The organism is Azospirillum sp. TSO5, from assembly GCF_003116065.1.
GTDB lineage: Bacteria > Pseudomonadota > Alphaproteobacteria > Azospirillales > Azospirillaceae > Azospirillum.
In genome coordinates this window covers 48,460-64,835 of the sequence record NZ_LGQY01000123.1, presented here as the reverse complement: position 1 = coordinate 64,835, position 16,376 = coordinate 48,460, and the positions used below count along the sequence as shown (strand labels likewise).

General features: G+C 67.7%; 14 protein-coding genes. 6 read left to right on the top strand and 8 right to left on the bottom strand.

Annotated features, from left to right (window positions below):
- Positions 1-114: 114 nt before the first annotated feature.
- From TSO5_RS26895 to TSO5_RS26885, 3 genes are all read right to left on the bottom strand, one after another.
- Positions 115-1,488, bottom strand: coding sequence for a CocE/NonD family hydrolase (locus tag TSO5_RS26895; RefSeq protein WP_109154496.1), 1,374 nt, complete (start codon positions 1,486-1,488; stop codon positions 115-117).
- A 98-nt stretch (positions 1,489-1,586) separates the two neighbouring features.
- On the bottom strand, positions 1,587-1,784 hold the full coding sequence (locus TSO5_RS26890; protein ID WP_014248756.1) for a DUF2783 domain-containing protein: 198 nt from the start codon (positions 1,782-1,784) through the stop codon (positions 1,587-1,589).
- Positions 1,785-1,810: 26 nt separating this feature from the next.
- Positions 1,811-3,478: an FAD-dependent oxidoreductase gene (locus tag TSO5_RS26885; protein WP_109154495.1), complete on the bottom strand. Its 1,668-nt coding sequence runs from the start codon at positions 3,476-3,478 to the stop codon at positions 1,811-1,813.
- Positions 3,479-3,739: 261 nt separating this feature from the next.
- Here TSO5_RS26885 and TSO5_RS26880 point away from each other — a divergent pair, with 261 nt between their 5' ends.
- Positions 3,740-4,366 carry a transferase hexapeptide repeat family protein gene (locus tag TSO5_RS26880; protein ID WP_109154494.1) on the top strand — a complete coding sequence of 209 codons (627 nt, stop codon included), beginning with the start codon at positions 3,740-3,742 and terminating at the stop codon, positions 4,364-4,366.
- Between the two features lie 6 nt (positions 4,367-4,372).
- Here the strand turns inward: TSO5_RS26880 and TSO5_RS26875 are convergent, their stop codons facing one another.
- The gene (locus tag TSO5_RS26875; protein ID WP_109154493.1) at positions 4,373-4,930 is read right to left on the bottom strand and encodes a MarR family transcriptional regulator; all 558 of its coding nucleotides are present in this window, start codon (positions 4,928-4,930) and stop codon (positions 4,373-4,375) included.
- Between the two features lie 155 nt (positions 4,931-5,085).
- Here TSO5_RS26875 and TSO5_RS26870 point away from each other — a divergent pair, with 155 nt between their 5' ends.
- From TSO5_RS26870 to TSO5_RS26860, 3 genes are all read left to right on the top strand, one after another.
- A complete protein-coding gene (locus TSO5_RS26870) occupies positions 5,086-6,225 on the top strand; it encodes a homogentisate 1,2-dioxygenase (protein ID WP_109154492.1) in 1,140 nt (379 codons plus the stop codon).
- 49 nt (positions 6,226-6,274) lie between these two features.
- Positions 6,275-7,291 carry a fumarylacetoacetate hydrolase family protein gene (locus TSO5_RS26865; protein ID WP_109154491.1) on the top strand — a complete coding sequence of 339 codons (1,017 nt, stop codon included), beginning with the start codon at positions 6,275-6,277 and terminating at the stop codon, positions 7,289-7,291.
- A 282-nt stretch (positions 7,292-7,573) separates the two neighbouring features.
- Positions 7,574-9,652 carry a methyl-accepting chemotaxis protein gene (locus TSO5_RS26860; RefSeq protein WP_109154490.1) on the top strand — a complete coding sequence of 693 codons (2,079 nt, stop codon included), beginning with the start codon at positions 7,574-7,576 and terminating at the stop codon, positions 9,650-9,652.
- A gap of 16 nt (positions 9,653-9,668) precedes the next feature.
- Here TSO5_RS26860 and TSO5_RS26855 read toward each other — a convergent pair whose 3' ends face one another.
- The 4 genes from TSO5_RS26855 to paaX form a co-directional block, all read right to left on the bottom strand.
- Positions 9,669-10,721, bottom strand: coding sequence for a 2Fe-2S iron-sulfur cluster-binding protein (locus tag TSO5_RS26855; protein ID WP_109154489.1), 1,053 nt, complete (start codon positions 10,719-10,721; stop codon positions 9,669-9,671).
- A gap of 174 nt (positions 10,722-10,895) precedes the next feature.
- A complete protein-coding gene (locus tag TSO5_RS26850) occupies positions 10,896-11,924 on the bottom strand; it encodes a diiron oxygenase (protein WP_109154488.1) in 1,029 nt (342 codons plus the stop codon).
- A 248-nt stretch (positions 11,925-12,172) separates the two neighbouring features.
- A complete protein-coding gene (locus tag TSO5_RS26845) occupies positions 12,173-12,658 on the bottom strand; it encodes a BLUF domain-containing protein (protein WP_109154487.1) in 486 nt (161 codons plus the stop codon).
- Positions 12,659-12,787: 129 nt separating this feature from the next.
- Positions 12,788-13,732, bottom strand: a complete 945-nt coding sequence (paaX, locus tag TSO5_RS26840; RefSeq protein WP_109154486.1) for a phenylacetic acid degradation operon negative regulatory protein PaaX — start codon at positions 13,730-13,732, stop codon at positions 12,788-12,790.
- Between the two features lie 438 nt (positions 13,733-14,170).
- Between paaX and TSO5_RS26835 the strand changes: the two genes are divergently transcribed.
- Together TSO5_RS26835 and TSO5_RS26830 are read left to right on the top strand one after the other, a co-directional pair.
- On the top strand, positions 14,171-15,337 hold the full coding sequence (locus TSO5_RS26835; protein ID WP_109154485.1) for an ABC transporter substrate-binding protein: 1,167 nt from the start codon (positions 14,171-14,173) through the stop codon (positions 15,335-15,337).
- Between the two features lie 163 nt (positions 15,338-15,500).
- Positions 15,501-16,376: a branched-chain amino acid ABC transporter permease gene (locus tag TSO5_RS26830; protein ID WP_109154484.1), complete on the top strand. Its 876-nt coding sequence runs from the start codon at positions 15,501-15,503 to the stop codon at positions 16,374-16,376.

The window sequence follows — 16,376 nt, the reverse complement described above, 5'->3', positions numbered from 1 at the left end:
CCCGCGAAGCTCTCGCACAAAGCTTTGCTTTGTGCTGACGCGACAGGCGGACCATAGGTCCGCTGAGAGCGGGGGAGGGTCGGGGAGGGGGCTACCGCTCCCCAATCACCTTCCTCAGCGCAGCGGCCGGTCGTCGACGATCACGACATAGCAGGTGTGGCGGGTGTATTTGGCGCAGCTGTCCAGGGCGCCGCGGCGGGCGGCGTCCTCGCTGGGCATGCCGGATTTCCAGCCGAAGGCGCCGTCCTGCGACACCGCGAATGCCTTGCGGCCGGCCGCGGCGACATAGGCGCCGAACTTGTCGCGGCCGGAAGCCGACAACTCCTTCGGCGGCTCCAGGCTGACGCGGGTGCCGCGCGGCGCCTCCGCCGGGGCGGCGGCATCGGCGCCAGCGCCGGCCGGGCGGTCATTGAGATAGGCGATGCGGCAGCCCTTCTGGGTGTGGGACGCGCAATTCTCCAGCGCGCCCTTCTGCGCCTCGTCCAGGCTGCGCATGCCGGACTTCCAGCCATAGGCGCCATCGGGCGACACGGCGAAGGCCTTGTTGCCGCCGGCCTCGATGTAGGCGGGGAATTTGGCCCGGTTGGCGGCGGACAGCTCCGACGGCGGGGGAAGCGCCGGCAGCGTCAGCGCCATCGGGGTGTCGCGCAGCACCAGCCCGTTCTTCGCCAGGAACCGGTCGACCATCGGCGTCCATTGCGGGATGGCGGTGCTGAAGAAGCCATGCCCGTCCTTTCCAGTGGGCGGGGCGGCGATGAACTCCGCCCGTCCGCCCTCATGGATGAAGGCCTCCCACAGGCGCCGGGCGAGGTCGGGGCCGAAGAACAGGTCGTTCTCGGCATAGATCCACAGGGTGGGAACGCGCGAGCTGCGGCCCAGCGTGCCGAAGGCGGCGACCAGACGGTTCTCCTGGCAGACCTCGTTGTCGGCGACGGAGCCGCGGCCGCCGGCGAAGCTGATGGCGGCCTTCAGTCCCGGCGGCGGATCGGCGCTGAGCGCGATGCTGGCCAGCCCGCCGGCCGAGACGCCGACCGCGACGATGCGGCTGGCGTCGGCGAAGGGTTGGGCCGCGACATAGCGGATGGCCTGACGCAGATCCTCGGCGCTCTGGCGGGCGGAATGCAGGTAGTCGGGGTTGCTGCAGGCGCCGGTCGTCTCGCTGTAGGGACCGTCCGATCCGCCATAGCCGCGCCGCATCACCGCCACCACCGCCCAGCCGCGCCGGGCGAACTCGCGGGCTTCCGGCAGATACCGCAGCGGCGTCATCTGCGCCCGGTCAGCCGGATCGCGCGGTGTGCCGTGGCTGAGCAGGACGACGGGGTAGGGGCCGGGGCCGTCCGGCCGCAACAGCATCGCCTCCAGCGCGGCGGAGCTGCCGTCGGGGAAGCGCGCGGGGATCGACAGCGCCGTCTGCGTCAGCCCCTCCGCCAGGGCGGGGCCGCAGCACAGCAGCATGAACAGCAGGGGGAGCAGGCGGCGCAAGGTCATGGTCGGCGCAGTCTCCGCGACGGGAAGGGGCTGCGCTCTTGTACGCCAACTTTGGCTTGGCGTCAGGGGGGAGCTGGAGCCACCTCCCCCCACCGTCGTTACTCCACCCCCTGCCGCGCCACGCGCAGTGCTTCCGCCAGCACCTCCGCGTCGCCGATGTGGTTGGCGAGCAGCAGGATCAGCTTGGCGTTCAGGCGGGTGCTCTGGTCGGGGGTCAGGTCGCGGTGGCTGTCGATCAGCAGCTGGTACACGTCGTCCGGGCTGGCGAAACGCTGCTCGGTCATCAGTTTGGCCATGGATGGAACTCCGGAAAATCGGGGGATCAGCGGCCGGTGGCGCGGTTCAGCGCGGCGGACAGGGCCGCGGCGTCGAAGCGGCGCCAGCGGGCGGTGATGTGCTGGTCGGGGCGGATCAGATAGACGCTGCCCGGCGTCAGGTCGTAGCGTTCGCGCAGGCGGCCGGCGCTGTCGACCAGTTCCCCGGCGATGCCGCGGCGTCGCTCGGTCACCGCGTGCCATGCCAGCGGCAGCGGCCCGGCGGCGAGACCGTCCAGCGCCTCCGCCACCTCCGCCGGGACCGGCCCGCCCATTTCATCGCTGGCGGCGGCGTAGAGCACGGTGAAGCGGCCGTCCAGCGCCTCCATCAGCCAGCCGGCATGGCCGTCACGCTCCACCGGCGCGTCGGTGGCGGGAGCGCCCGGCACCATCCTGCCGGCGAAGGCGTCGCCGTCCGGCGTGTTCAGCGGGCTGTCGATGTAGGTGGTGGGGGTGGACAGTCGGCCGGAATTGACCAGGGAGCGGGCGAAGGGCTGGTCGACGGCAAGCTCCAGCACGGCGTCACGGAAGACGCGGCTCATCTCGCTCTTCGGCGTGATGAAGTCGGTGGAGCGGGTGGAGTTCAGGATGTTCTCCTTGGCCGCGGCCACCCGTTCGTCGCTGTAGCTGTCCAGCAGCGACTCCGGCGCCTTGCCGTCCAGCACCAGCGCCAGCTTCCACACCAGATTGTCGGCGTCGGGCACGCCGCTGTTGGCGCCGCGGGCGCCGAAGGGCGAGACCTGATGCGCCGAATCGCCGGCGAACAGGATGCGGCCATGGCGGAACCGCTCCAGCCGGCGGCACTGGAAGGTGTAGACCGACACCCATTCCAGCTCAAACGGCGTGTCGGCGCCCAGCATCGCCTGGACGCGGGGGATGACACGCTCCGGCTTCTTTTCCTCCTCCGGGTCGGCGTCCCAACCCAGTTGGAAGTCGAGGCGCCAGACATTGTCGGGCTGCATGTGCAGCAGGGCCGACTGCTTGCGGTGGAAGGGCGGGTCGAACCAGAACCAGCGTTCCGCCGGGAAATCGGCCTTCATCACCACGTCGGCGATCAGGAAGCGGTCCTTGAACACCTCGCCCTGGAACTCCAGTCCCAGCATCTTGCGCACCGACGACTTGGCCCCGTCGCAGGCGATGACCCAATCGGCCTCCACCGCATGGACGCCGTCGGGCGTCTCCACCTGAAGCACGACATGGTCGGCCTCCTGCTTGGCGGAGATGACGCGCGACAGCCAGCGCAGGTCGATCAGCTCGCTTTTCTGGGCTTCAGCGACCAGGAAATCTTCCAGGTAATATTGCTGGAGGTTGATGAAGGCGGGAATCTTGTGGTCCGACTCCGGCAGCAGGTCGAACTGGTAGACCATGCTGTCGCCGTTGAAGACCTTGCCGATCTTCCACACCACGCCCTTGTCGATCATGCGCTGGCCGACGCCCAGCCGGTCCCACACCTCCAGCGCGCGCTTGGCATAGCAGACGGCGCGGCTGCCGACGCTGACGGTGTCCTCGGCGTCGAGCACCACAACCGGCACACCCTTGCGCGCGAAGTCGAGCGCGGCGGTCAACCCGACCGGGCCGGCGCCGATGACCACCACCGGATGGCGCCGGACGGCGCCGGTGCGCTGTTCCTCAGAGGGTGTGAAGCTGTATTTCGGATAGCTGAAAGTCGCGTGCATTGGGCGTTTCCTCCCCCGGAAACCATGACAGGACGCGTTGGCAGCCCGGCCGCGGAGCGGCCGGCATTCTGGCGAATTGTTATTGTTGCCAACGATACAGTTGCATTTGATACCAATCAAGCCTTCGCTACATCATCGGCGGGACTGCCGGTGAAGCGATACAGACATGCTCACTATGACGGAAAATCAGTATCGCGTACAGCGTGCGGCGGTGTAGCCTTGCCGCAAAAGACCGAATAGAGACACCGAGGAATGCCGACTATGTCCGCTCCCACCCTGCCGCGCCCGACCGTCTACGCCATCGACGGCGTGATCCCCGTCATCGACCCGACCGCCTTCGTCCATCCTTCCGCCGTGCTGATCGGCGACGTGGTGGTGGGGCCGGGATGTTATGTCGGCCCCTGCGCCAGCCTGCGCGGCGATTTCGGCCGGATCGTGCTGCAGCGCGGCAGCAACGTGCAGGACAACTGCACGATCCACGCCTTCCCCGGCCATGACGCCATTGTCGAGGAGGACGGGCATGTCGGGCATGGTGCTGTGCTGCACGGCTGCATCGTTCGCCGCAACGCGCTGGTCGGCATGAATGTGGTGGTGATGGACGGGGCGGAGATCGGCGAGGAGTCGATCGTCGCCGCCATGGCCTTCGTCAAGGCCGGTTTCGTCGTGCCGCCGCGCACGCTGGTGGCCGGCCTGCCGGCCAAGGTGATGCGCGAGCTGCGGCCCGACGAGGTCGCCTGGAAGTCGGAAGGCACGGAGGAATACCAGCGCCTCGCCCGCCGCGCGCTCGCCACCATGGTCGCCTGCGCGCCCCTGGAGGCGGAGGAACCCGGCCGGGGCCGCGTCGATGCCGGCACCAGCCAGCCGCTGCACAAGGTGAAGGGGGGCTGAGCGGCTTTACTCGTCCACCGGCTCCGCCCGCGCTGTAACCGGTGCCGGGCGGGCGGCCAGCTGGTCGGCGCGGGCCTGCAGCCGGGACAGCAGCGTATCGAGTTGCGCCCGCTCGTCGATCGACAGGGCGTCGGTGACCTCTTCCTCATAGGTCAGGGCCATCGGCACGATCTCAGCATAGATCGCCAGGGCCTTCGGCGTCAGGGTCAGCAGGGCCTTGCGCCGGTCGGTGTCGCCCGATTCGCGCAGGATCAGCGCCGAATCGAGCATGCGGCTGATGGCGCGGCTGACCTGCACCTTGTCCATCGCGGTGCGCTGCGCGATCTCGCCCGCGCTCATCGTCTCGCCGCCGCCCAGCACGGCGATGATCCGCCATTCCGGGATCGTGATGCCGAACCGCTTCTCGTACAGCTTGGCCAGCGTGTGGCTGACCGTGTTGGCCAGAACCGACAGCCGGTAGGGTAGGAAGCGCGTCAGGTGCAGCGCCGGGATGTCGGCCGGCGCGGCAGCGGATTTGGCTGCGGATTTCGTTGCGGCGGTGCTGGAACGGCGGGCGGGCGGCATCGGCGGGCGTCGTCTGTGAAAGGGGCGCGGGTGGCCCCATCCTGCGCTGTAATTTGGCTCTTGCAACAGTTTCAAACGAAACTAAAATGGCGGCAACGGAACAAGCCTGCCGGTGTCCGTCGCGGACTTGATCGGCGGCAGCGAGGGGAAGCGCCATGAAGAACTGGATTTCGTTTCCGAAGGTCGAGGGCATCGCGTCACGTCAGGCCCATGTCCGGCTTCCCGCCGGCACCTACGAGCGGGAAATGGGGCGCGAGGGCTTCTTCGGCCCGGCGACCCAGATGCACCACGCCCACCCGCCGACAGGCTGGACCAGCTTCGACGGGCCGCTGCGCCCGCGCGCCTTCGACCTGAACCATGTCGATTCCATGCCCGGCCAAAAAATTCCAGATTGCCCGCTGGAGGCGCCGGCCCTGATGGGCAACGGGGCGACCCAGGTGCGGCTGTGGCGCTTCAAGGGCAAGATGGACCATCTGGTCCGCAACGCCGACGGCGACGACCTGCTGTTCTTCCACCAGGGCGGCGGTCATCTCTATTGCGACTACGGCCATCTGGAGGTGCGCGAGGGCGATTATGTCGTGCTGCCGCGCAACACCTGCTGGCGGCTGGAGACGGACGAGGCGGTGATGGTGCTGATGGTGGAGGCCACCAATGACGCCTACAAGCTGCCGCACAAGGGGCTGGTCGGCACCCACGCCATCTTCGACCCGGCGGTGCTGGACGTCCCGGCGCTGGACGACGCCTTCCAGGCGCAGAAGCACGAGCGCGAAACCCTGGTCCGGGTGAAGAAGCGCGGGCAGCTCTGCGCCATGACCTATCCGTTCAACCCGCTGGACGCGGTGGGCTGGCACGGCGATCTGGCGCCGGTGCGGCTGAACTGGCGCGATATCCGGCCGCTGATGAGCCACCGCTACCACCTGCCGCCCTCGGCGCACAGCACCTGGATATCCTCCCGCTTCATCATCTGCACCTTCGTGCCGCGGCCCATCGAGTCGGACCCGGAGGCGCTGAAGCTGCCCTATTATCACTCCAACGACGATTTCGACGAGGTGCTGTTCTATCACCGCGGCCAGTTCTTCTCGCGCGACAACATCCATCCCGGCATGGTCACCTACCATCCCTCGGGCTTCCCGCATGGGCCGCACCCGAAGGCCTACGAGGTGGCGCAGAAGTTCGAGCGCAAGGAGACCGACGAGGTCGCGGTGATGATCGACACCCGTGATCCGCTGGACGTCTACCAGGCAATGGAAGGCGTCGAGTGGGGCGGTTACGCCGACAGCTGGAAGGCGAAATGAGCGGCCATAAGGTCGCCGGACGCCGAATTGTGAGGAAGGGAAGAGACGAATGAAGCTGGCAAGTTTGAAGGCGGGCGGGCGTGACGGCACCCTGGTCGTGGTGTCGCGCGACCTGACCCGCGCCATCCCGGTGCCGGAGATCGCCCGCACCCTGCAGGCGGCGCTGGACGATTGGACGGCGCTGGCGCCGAAGCTGGAGGAGGCCTATCGCGCGCTGAACGCCGATCCGGCGGCGGGCCAGCCCTTCGACCCGGCGCAGGCGGCCTCGCCGCTGCCGCGCGCCTACCAGTGGGCGGACGGATCGGCCTACGTCAACCATGTGGAGCTGGTCCGCAAGGCGCGCGGGGCGGAGATGCCGCCCAGCTTCTGGACAGACCCGCTGATGTATCAGGGCTGCTCCGACAGCTTCCTGGCGCCAACCGACCCGATTCCGGCGGCGACCGAGGCCTGGGGCATCGATTTCGAGGCGGAGATCGCCGTCATCACCGGCGACGTGCCGATGGGCGTTTCGGCCGAGGCGGCGCGCGGTCAGATCCGGCTGCTGATGCTGGTCAACGACGTGTCCTTGCGCAACCTGATTCCGGCTGAACTGGGCAAGGGCTTCGGCTTCTTCCAGTCCAAGCCGGCCTCCAGCTTCTCCCCCGTCGCGGTGACGCCGGACGAGCTGGGCGATGCCTGGGACGGCGGCAAGCTGCACCGGCCACTGGTGACGACGCTGAACGGCGAAGCCTTCGGCAAGCCGGATGCCGGGGTCGACATGACCTTCGACTTCCCGACGCTGATCGCCCACGCCGCCAAGACCCGCCATCTGGCGGCCGGCAGCATCATCGGGTCGGGCACGGTGTCGAACAAGCTGGACGGCGGCCCCGGCAAGCCGGTCGCGGCCGGCGGCGTCGGCTATTCCTGCCTCGCCGAGCTGCGGATGATCGAGACCATCGAGCACGGCGCGCCGCAGACTCCCTTCATGCGCTTCGGCGACCGCGTGCGGATCGAGCTGTTCGACATGGACGGCGCCAGCGTGTTCGGTGCCATCGACCAGCAGGTGGTGCGGTACGAGGGGGCTTGAGGCGGCAGCGGTCAGGTCTGCAGCCCGGTCTGCAGGTTGAGATGAGGGCGTCGGCGGGGTGTGCAAGCAATCCGCAGGCGCCCTTTTCGCACTTGCGGCAATTCGTCTCATTGTTGGCATCGCGATCCATAGTCGTCCGGATAATTGAACGGCTCGTCATTGAATCGTAAAAACCGGCATGTCAGCCGGTTATTATCGAATATAAGGTGGCCCCTGTTCCCCAATTGGTGCCGCCTTTCCGTTCATCCCGGAACTTTGGGCGGACCGGACAACGGTGTCGCGATGAAGGCCAATTTCAGGACGAAGATCATCATCGGTGTGGCCGCCGTGCTGGCGGCGGGGGCGGTGGCGGTTACGGCGGTGTCGCTGGTTCTGACGCGCGACGCCGCGCACAATGCGGCCGTGCTGCTGGCCGCCGAGACGGCCGACCGCCACGGCGCCCGGGTGGCCGCCGATTTGTCCACCGCCCTGAACGCTGCCCGCGCCACCGCGGCGCTGGTGGAGGTGGAGCGCTCTACCGGAAGCCCGCGGCGCGAAACGGTGAACCGCTATCTGCGCCGGACGGCGGAAGCCAATCCGCTCTATGCCGGTGTGTGGGTGGACATGGCCGACGACGGATTCGACGGACGCGACCAGGAATTCGCAGCCCATGACCGGACGACCGAGATCCTCGGGCTGCCGAAGACCGGGCGGATGAGCCTGCTGTGGCTGCCGGGGGACAAAGGGGTCCAGGCCGACGACAGCGAAGGCTATCCCTTCTCCGACGTGCAGGAGAAGGAGTATTACAAGGCGGCGGCCACCGCGCGGAAAGCGGTGCTGACCGAACCTTATCTCGACGACTTCACCAAGCGGCTGATGACCAGCGCCGCCGCCCCGGTGATGGATGGCAAGGACGGGCGCGTCATCGGCGTGGCCGGCGTCGATATGGCGCTGACCGGTCTGACCGATCTGGTGCGCGCGGTGAAACCTTATGACGACGGTTATGCCGCGGTGCTGACGGGCTCCGGCCTTTATGTCGCCCACCCCGACGGCGCCCGGCTGTCCAAGCCCGACGACGATCTGCCGGAGGCCGCCCGCCGGGCCGTGGCCGAAGGGCGGGCCTTCGACGGGATCGTGCAGCTGAACGGCGCGCCGCATTATCTGCGGCTGGCGCCGATCCGTTTCGCCGGCGCCGACGGCGTCTGGTCCTTCATGGTGGCGGCGCCGCAGTCCAGCGTGATGGCCGACGCCAACCGGCTGACCCTGCTGACCGTGCTGGTCAGCCTGGGCTGCGTCGCGCTCGGCTGTCTGGTGGCGTGGAAGGTCGGTGACGGCATCGCCCGTCCGGTGGCGTCGCTGACCGGGGCGATGACCCGGCTGGCCGCCGGCGATCTGGAAACGTCGGTGCCCGGTGCCGACCGCGACGACGAGGCCGGCGGCATGGCCCGCGCGGTCGAGGTGTTCAAGGAGGGCTTGGTCCGCGCCCGCGAACTGGACCGCCAGCAGAAGGCCGACTGGCAGGCCAAGGAGGCGCGCGCCGCGGCGCTCGCCGATCTGCAGAAAGGCTTCGACGAACGGGTCGGCGGACTGACCGGCGCGCTGGCGTCGGCGGCCCAGCAGCTGGAATCGACCGCGCGTGGCCTGACCGGCATCGCCGACCAGAGCCTGGGCCGGTCGGAGCAGGTGGCGGCTTCCGCCCGCGCCGCCGCGGAGAATGTGCAGACCGCCGCCGCGGCGACGGAGGAACTGTCGGCTTCCGTTCAGGACATCGGCCGGCAGGTCGGGGAATCCGCCCGCATCGCCGACGCGGCGGTGACCGACGTCAGACGGGCCGACGAGGCCGTCGTCGTGCTGGCGGAAAGCGCCGAGCGGATCGGTGCCGTGGTGGAACTCATCAACTCCATCGCCGGCCAGACCAACCTGCTGGCGCTGAACGCCACCATCGAAGCGGCGCGCGCGGGGGAGGCGGGCAAGGGATTCGCCGTGGTGGCTTCGGAGGTCAAGAATCTCGCCAACCAGACCGCCAAGGCGACCGAGGACATTGTCGGCCAGATCAAGGGCATCCGCGACGCCACGCAGGAGGCGGTCACCGCCGTCCAGGGCATCAGCGAAACCATCGCCCAGGTCAGCCGCATCGCGTCCGGCATCGCCGCGGCGGTGGACCAGCAGGCGGCGGCGACCCAGGAGATCGCCCGCAGCGTGATCCAGGCCGCCGACGGGGCGCAGGAGGTCAGCGGCGGCATGGGTGACATCCGGACCGGCGCCGGGGAGACCGGGGCGGCGGCCGATCAGCTTCTCGCCGCCGCCGCCGCGCTTGCCGGCCAGTCGAAGGACCTGAGCCGCGAGATCGACGGCTTCATCGCCGGCGTCCACAGGGCGTGAGGCCGGTCCGTCCGTCTCAGCCGACCGCCATCAGCCGGTCGGCAGGCAACGTCTCCGGGATGTGCTGCGAGACGTAGCCTTCGCTGTGGATCTGGTCGTCCCTGGCGCCGAGCGCACGGGCGGCGGCGACGCAGGATTCGACGAAGGCGGGGCTGCCGGCGGTGAAGATGGCGTGGCCGGACAGATCGGGGAACATGTCCGGCAGGATGGTGGGGATGCGGCCCTTCAGATGATTGGGTGCATCCTCGCGCGTCAGGGTCACCTTGACCTTGAAGTTGCGGTATTTGGCCTGCCAGTAGCTGAGCAGCCCCAACTCGTACACGTCGGCCTGGGTGCAGGCGGAGAACAGCAGCGTCACCGGCGGGCGGTAGCCGCGGCGCAGCGCCGCGTCGGTCAGCGCCAGGATGGGGGCGAGGCCGGAGCCGGCAGCCATGCACAGCACCGGACTGTCCACCGACGGGTCGCCGATGAAGGTGCCGTAGGGTCCGGACAGCTTCACCATGCTGCCGACGGTCAGCGTGTCGTGGATCCAGCCGCTGGTCGGGCCGCCATCGACTCGGGTCACCTGCAGCACGATCTCGCCGTCCGGACGGGGCGCGTTGGCGATGGAATAGCAGCGCGGCGGTGCGCCGGCCGATGCGTCGCCCAACATCACATACTGGCCCGGCCAGTAGCGCAGCGGCTGACCCAGCGGGCGCAGGCGCAGTTCCACGATGCGGGGCGTGCGCGGGATGCGGTCGGTGACGATGAACAGCACGTTCTCGCGCGGCGGGAACAGCTTGGGCTGGGCGTCGGCGGTGCCGTATTCGATCACCAGCTCGTCGGAGATCGGCTTGGCCATGCACATCAGGCCATAGCCGTCCTTCCGCTCGGACTGGGACAGCGCCATGTCCAGAACCATGCCCTGGTCGAACTGGCCGCTGAGGACCTTGACCTTGCATTCGCCGCAGGCGCCGGCGCGGCAGTTGTTGGGCAGGGCGTAGCCGGCCTGTTCCAGCGCCGACAGGACGGTCTCGCCGTCACGGCACTCGACCGTGCGGCCCGAGGGGTGGAGGCGGATGCGGCTCACCGGGGGGATCCTTGGGCGGGATGGGGAGAGTGTAGAGGTGATGCCCCCTCCCTAGCCCTCCCCCACCTTCGGTGGGAGAGGGGACTGCCGCCGTACTGCAAATCCACCCTCTCCCTCGAAGAGGGGGAGGGTGGGACCCGCGAAGCGGGAGGGAGGGGGCCGCGAGGACGTGCCTCAGAACACCGGGATGATCTCGTCCATGTCGACGTCCCGGACTTCCTCGCCGGTGATGCCGACCTCCGGGATCGCCGGGAACGGGATGTTGTAGCGGTCCAGAACGCCCTTCAGGTTCAGCATGGCGTTGCGCCAGTTCTCTTTCTTTGCCTCGTAATCCGGGATGTGGAAACCGGCGTTGCGGGCGATGGCCTCGGCCTCACGCTGGGTGGCGATGAAGTCGTCGGGCAGGTCCCAGAACTGGGGCGGCGGCTCGAACAGCACGGCGGACAGGAACAGGTAGCCGGCGCGGATCTGCTTGGTGATGATCGACCGGTCCTCCACCGCCAGATGGGGATAGTCGCGCTCCATCACCGACATGCAGATCGCCATGTGGCGGCCCTCGTCGCGGCCGATGTTGCGGAAGGCCTCCTTGAACACCGGCTCGGTGCAGCCGGCCGCCATCTGGTGGAAGATGGTCGCCGCCGCGATCTCGCCCATCAGGAAGGAGCTGAACAGAACGGCCAGCGAGTATTTCGGAACCGCCTTCTTGTAGCCGTCCCAATAGCGGCCGCCGTTGTAGTACAGCCAATGGGCGTTCTTCTGCAGCCGGCGGCCGAGATCCGTCTTCGGCTCGTAGGTCAGCGGGCTGGTGGCCTCCAGCAGCTTGGTGATCGCCAGACCGCACATCTGCTCGTGGTTCTGCTCGTCGCGGGTGACGGAGAAGAAGCAGCGGCGGACCGGGTCCTCCTCATGCACCTCGTAGGTCTTGATCAGGGCATGGGCGAACACCGGCGGGGCCGAGGCGTCGAACACCGACAGGATGGTCCACCAATAGGCGATGGCCTCCCGCTCCTCCCAGCTGTAGCGCGACACGTCGAAGCTGTCCCAGGGCAGCTTGGCCGGGTCCCAGTTCTCGCGCTGGGCGGCGGCATAGACCTCTTCCAGCTTCTTGGTCTGCGACACCCAGGACAGCGGATAGACGTTCGGCTGCGGCGTGGCGGGGGGCAGCTCCATCGTGTTGGCGATGGGGGTGTAGTCCTTGGACATGGGGGCGTTTCCTCCGGGGGCATTCCGCGGGCGCTCACATTACCACTGGCGCCCTGTGGTCTTTATATGACACAGAATTTTGCAGTCATCAACGGCATCTGTATCACTTAAGCCGGCCTGGAAAATCCGCCAACTTCTTGATTTAAAAGCAGAATGCATGCGAGTGCGCCGAATTGATCCAGATCAATTCGTTCGCAAAACGGAGTTTATCCGATCGTGCGGTATCGAAAGGCTGGACCCCGTCGGGGTCAGGCGGCTTCGAAGCAGGGGATGTTGCCGCGCACCAGATCGCGTGTCGCGGCATCGACGTCGGCGGCGATGCAGGCATGCATGTAGGCCCGCGCCAGGACGTCCAGCGCGAAATCGGCATCGTGCGACCGGCGGCGGAACTCCTCGGTCCGCACGGGGGAGCCGAACACCGCCTGCCAGAAGGTCGGGGTGTCGAGCGGGCCGAAATTCATCGCCCAGAAGCCGAAATTGGGCTGCCCGACGGTGGTTTCGCGCAGCAGCAGCTCGACATTGCTGTGGCGCGTGTCGGCGGCGATGTGGGCGAAAAGCGTCTCCACCACATCCGGTTCGCCTTCCAGCACCTGCAGGAAGATGCCCTCGAACTCCACCAGGAAACCGGTGACGCCCAGTTCGCGGTTCTTGCGGGCGCTGAACAGGCAGATGTCGGCAAGGGCGCTGTAGGGCAGCCGGTCGACGGCCTCGCTGCGGTAGACGATGGTCAGCATGGGCGGTGTCCCGGGAACGGTTGGATCGGACGGCTGCGACCCCAGCTTACCGCGATGCCTTGCATTTTATGTATGAACTTTAGGCCGAAGGAGCGGCTTCCACGGGCACCCTTTGTCGCAGATCGCTGGTCAACCCGCCGGTATGGTCTCCAACCCACCGAACCGGCCGTGGAAGGCGGGCTGGGCATCGGGCAGCGGTCCGTTGGCGGTGGTCGCCGCCTGCATCAGGAAGGATTCCGACGGGCCGGCGAGGCGGCGGTAGAGGTTGCGGGTCAGCATCCGCGATTCCTGGCCCGGCCAGTCCGCCGGCAGCAGGTCGGGCGGCAGCATCGGGTCGCGCAGCAGGATGCGGCGGAAATCATGGATCATCAGCGTACGCAGGACGAAGCAGGCGGCGGGGGCCGGCGCCTCGGCGGCGTCGATCGCCGCCCAGACCGGACGGAAGTGATCCAGGAACGCCGCATAGTCGTGTTCGAGCTGGTCAATGTCCCAGCAGCCGCGCACCAGATCGCGCAGCGCGCCGAACCCTTCCGCCCGGTCCAGGCTGGCCTTCATGTGGACGATCTTGTCGGCGACCCCCAACTCGGCCAGCGAGCGGTGCATCGCCGCCTCGTCGCAGTTGGGATGGGCGTAGACGGTGGCCGACGCGGTGCCGAAGCCCTGCCAGGTCAGCTCCCGCCGCAAAGCGTCGCGCGTCTCGGCGTCCAGCGCGTTGGGCGGCACCATCAGCAGGTCCCAGCCACGGTTCCACTCGCGGGCCAGCGGCGCGTAGATCCGCCGTTCCGCCGCGGCGAAGCGCTCCTTCCCGCTGTCGGTGACGCGATAGAAGCTGCGCCGGCCGATCTGGGTGTTGGTCAGCCAGTCGTCCTTGCACAGACGGAAGACCGAGGTGCGGACGATCCGTTCGCTCATGCCGAACAGGCCCATCAGCTCGATCAGGCTGCCCAGCCACAGCGACCCGCCATGCGGCAGCACCGCGTCGCCATAGACGGTGATGATCAGCGACTTCGCGCGCGGCGCGATCGCTTCGGTCAACTGGGCGGCAAGGTCTTCGGGGCGGCGCGGGCGGGCCATGCGGGTGGGGTGTCCTTATCGATACGGCTTGTGATGCGGATGGACCGGAGTGAGGCGGCGCGATGGAATTGTATACGAAACCTGATGCCGGTTGGGCCAGTGCCCCGACAGCGTGGATGAACTGGCGGGCGGCCGATAGGAGGCAATCCGGACTTTCCGTTTGACAATCAATAACGTGATACACTAGGTTGGCGTCTCAAAGTAATTTTGTGTCATAAAACGAAATGACGATCTGCCGGCCAGAAGCGGGAAGGATTGCAAAGGGGAGGGGAAGCGGGCCGCAACATCCGTATTTCGATTGTGGTTGCGGGAGCTGAAATTGGTCTTTCGAAATCATTTCGTTTGAAACATTATGTGAAACAAATCGTCCCTCAGCACGAGGGATCGGGCTTCGGTCCGGTCCCTCGTGCAAAGGGGGGCAGCAATCGGGAGGACATCATGCGCAAAAGTTTGCTTGCCACCATCGCCTTCACCGCCATGACCGCCATGACGGCGGCATCCGGCCTGCTGTCCGGGGCGGCACAGGCCGCGGACCCGATCAAGGTCGGCGCCATCATCTCGGCCACCGGTCCGGCCTCCTTCCTCGGCGATCCGGAGAAGAAGGTGCTGGAGCTGTATGCCGACCGCATCAACAAGGCGGGCGGCGTCGATGGCCGTCAGGTGCAGCTGACCGTCTATGACGACGGCGGCGCTGCCGACAAGGCGGCCTCCTTCACCAAGCGCCTGATCGAGAGCGACGGCGTCGACGTGATCGTCGGCGGCACCACGACGGCGGCGACCATGGCGGCGGTGCCGCTGGTGGAGCGTGCCGGCGTGCCGTTCATCTCGCTGGCCGGCGCGGTGGTGATCGTGGAGCCGGTGAAGAAGTGGGTGTTCAAGACCCCCCACACCGACCGCATGGCCGCGGAAAAGGTGATGGAGGACATGAAGAAGCGCGGGCTGACCAAGCTGGCCCTGCTGTCCGAGGACTCCGGCTTCGGCAAGTCGGGCCGCGAGCAGACCGTCGCCGTCGCCAAGGAGCGCGGGATCGAACTGGTCGCCGACGAGACCTATGGCGCCAAGGACACCGACGTCACCGCCCAGCTGACCAAGATCAAGAACGCCGCGGCCGCCCAGGCGGTTCTGGTGTTCGGCCTGGGCCAGGGTCCGGCAGTGGTCACCAAAAACTACCGCCAGCTCGGCATCTCGCTGCCGCTCTACCAGTCGCACGGCGTTGCGTCGAAGGAATACATCCGTCTGGCCGGCGGTGCCGCCGAGGGTGTCCGCCTGCCGGCCGCCGGTCTGGTCGTCGCCGCCCAGCTGCCCGACAGCGACCCGCAGAAGAAGGTCGTGACCGAGTTCACCAAGGTCTATGAAGACAGCTTCAACTCGGAAGTCTCGACCTTCGCCGGCCATGCCTATGACGGTCTGATGATCGCGCTGGACGCGGTGAAGCGCGCCGGCGGCACCGACAAGGCCAAGATGCGCGACGCCATCGAGCAGACCAAGGGCTATGTCGGCACCGGCGGCACCGTGACCATGAGCCCGAAGGACCACATGGGCCTGACGCTGGACGCCTTCCACATGGTGGAGGTCAAGCAGGGCGACTGGTCGCTGGTGAAGTGAGGGAGGATTCCCGCCCTATCTTAACTAACGCCACGATGCCCCCTCCCTAACCCTCCCCCGCTTTTCAGCGGTGGAGGGGACTGCCGCCGCTTTCCCGTGAGGCACCCTCTCCCGCAAAGCGGGGGAGGGCGGGGGAGGGGGCCTGCGAAGCGGAAACCCAACGATGTTCGCGGAACTGCTGCAATACATGCTGTCGGGGCTGACCATCGGCGCGATCTATGCGCTGGCGGGGCTCGGCTTTTCGATCATCTACAACGCCAGTCACGTCATCAACTTCGCCCAGGGCGAGTTCATCATGATCGGCGGCATGGCGTCGGCCACCCTGACGGCGTCGGGTGTGCCGCTGCCGCTGGCGATCCTGATCGGCTGCGGCGGCGCCATGCTGGTCGGCGTACTGGTGGCGAAATTCGCGGTCGAACGGGCGCGCAACGCCTCGACCGTCACCCTCATCATCATCACCATCGGCGCCTCGATCTTCCTGCGCGGCGTCGCGGAGCTGGTCTGGGGCAAGGACTTCAAGCGGCTGGACGCCTTCTCGGGTGAAACGCCGATCCAGTTCCTCGGCGCCTCGATGCAGCCGCAGTCGCTGTGGGTGGTGGGCACCGCCGCGGTGCTGATCGTCGCCATCGGCCTGTTCTTCAACCGGACGCTGACCGGCAAGGCGATCCTCGCCACCTCGCACAACCGGCTGGCTGCACAGCTGGTCGGCATCGATGTGAAGCGGGTGGTGCTGGCCTCCTTCGCGCTGTCGGCGGCGCTGGGCGCCGTCGGCGGGGCGGTGGTCGCCCCCATCACCTTCTCCTACACCGAGATGGGGATCATGCTGGGGCTGAAGGGCTTCACCGCCGCGGTTCTGGGTGGTCTCGGCCATGGGCCGGGTGCGGTGGCCGGCGGGCTGATCGTCGGCGTCGCGGAGGCGCTGGGCGCCGGCTACATCTCCTCGGCCTACAAGGATGCGGTGGCCTTCGTCATCATCCTGGCCGTCCTTCTCTTCATGCCGAACGGGTTGTTCGGCAAGCGCGGCACCGAACGGGTGTAA